This is a genomic window from Halopseudomonas xiamenensis (genome assembly GCF_014219065.1).
GTDB classification, from domain to species: Bacteria; Pseudomonadota; Gammaproteobacteria; order Pseudomonadales; family Pseudomonadaceae; genus Halopseudomonas; species Halopseudomonas xiamenensis.
Genome location: NZ_JACLGO010000060.1, coordinates 1 through 1,573 on the forward strand (window position 1 = coordinate 1; position 1,573 = coordinate 1,573).

2 protein-coding genes are annotated in these 1,573 nt (G+C 63.1%); both read left to right on the top strand.

Annotated elements, in window-relative coordinates:
* Window position 1: 1 nt before the first annotated feature.
* A complete protein-coding gene (sul1, locus tag H6X51_RS19775; RefSeq protein WP_024193717.1) occupies window positions 2-838 on the top strand; it encodes a sulfonamide-resistant dihydropteroate synthase Sul1 in 837 nt (278 codons plus the stop codon).
* A gap of 127 nt (window positions 839-965) precedes the next feature.
* The gene (locus H6X51_RS19780; protein WP_000376623.1) at window positions 966-1,466 is read left to right on the top strand and encodes a GNAT family N-acetyltransferase; all 501 of its coding nucleotides are present in this window, start codon (window positions 966-968) and stop codon (window positions 1,464-1,466) included.
* Window positions 1,467-1,573 lie beyond the last annotated feature (107 nt).

Sequence of the window (1,573 nt, forward strand, 5' to 3'; positions counted from 1 at the left end):
GGTGACGGTGTTCGGCATTCTGAATCTCACCGAGGACTCCTTCTTCGATGAGAGCCGGCGGCTAGACCCCGCCGGCGCTGTCACCGCGGCGATCGAAATGCTGCGAGTCGGATCAGACGTCGTGGATGTCGGACCGGCCGCCAGCCATCCGGACGCGAGGCCTGTATCGCCGGCCGATGAGATCAGACGTATTGCGCCGCTCTTAGACGCCCTGTCCGATCAGATGCACCGTGTTTCAATCGACAGCTTCCAACCGGAAACCCAGCGCTATGCGCTCAAGCGCGGCGTGGGCTACCTGAACGATATCCAAGGATTTCCTGACCCTGCGCTCTATCCCGATATTGCTGAGGCGGACTGCAGGCTGGTGGTTATGCACTCAGCGCAGCGGGATGGCATCGCCACCCGCACCGGTCACCTTCGACCCGAAGACGCGCTCGACGAGATTGTGCGGTTCTTCGAGGCGCGGGTTTCCGCCTTGCGACGGAGCGGGGTCGCTGCCGACCGGCTCATCCTCGATCCGGGGATGGGATTTTTCTTGAGCCCCGCACCGGAAACATCGCTGCACGTGCTGTCGAACCTTCAAAAGCTGAAGTCGGCGTTGGGGCTTCCGCTATTGGTCTCGGTGTCGCGGAAATCCTTCTTGGGCGCCACCGTTGGCCTTCCTGTAAAGGATCTGGGTCCAGCGAGCCTTGCGGCGGAACTTCACGCGATCGGCAATGGCGCTGACTACGTCCGCACCCACGCGCCTGGAGATCTGCGAAGCGCAATCACCTTCTCGGAAACCCTCGCGAAATTTCGCAGTCGCGACGCCAGAGACCGAGGGTTAGATCATGCCTAGCATTCACCTTCCGGCCGCCCGCTAGCGGACCCTGGTCAGGTTCCGCGAAGGTGGGCGCAGACATGCTGGGCTCGTCAGGATCAAACTGCACTATGAGGCGGCGGTTCATACCGCGCCAGGGGAGCGAATGGACAGCGAGGAGCCTCCGAACGTTCGGGTCGCCTGCTCGGGTGATATCGACGAGGTTGTGCGGCTGATGCACGACGCTGCGGCGTGGATGTCCGCCAAGGGAACGCCCGCCTGGGACGTCGCGCGGATCGACCGGACATTCGCGGAGACCTTCGTCCTGAGATCCGAGCTCCTAGTCGCGAGTTGCAGCGACGGCATCGTCGGCTGTTGCACCTTGTCGGCCGAGGATCCCGAGTTCTGGCCCGACGCCCTCAAGGGGGAGGCCGCATATCTGCACAAGCTCGCGGTGCGACGGACACATGCGGGCCGGGGTGTCAGCTCCGCGCTGATCGAGGCTTGCCGCCATGCCGCGCGAACGCAGGGGTGCGCCAAGCTGCGGCTCGACTGCCACCCGAACCTGCGTGGCCTATACGAGCGGCTCGGATTCACCCACGTCGACACTTTCAATCCCGGCTGGGATCCAACCTTCATCGCAGAACGCCTAGAACTCGAAATCTAACGTCCGTTCGGGCATCGAGGTCCATGTCGGGGTGGGACGGGCCCGTGGCTTCAAGATCACTTGCAGTCCGACCGCGATGTCTTGGTTGCGCGAGAGGTTGTCGATAT

What these genes read in the sequence shown, in the direction of transcription:
- H6X51_RS19780 (WP_000376623.1), top strand. Translation starts at nt 966, where the DNA reads ATGGACAGCGAGGAGCCTCCGAACGTTCGGGTCGCCTGCTCGGGTGAT.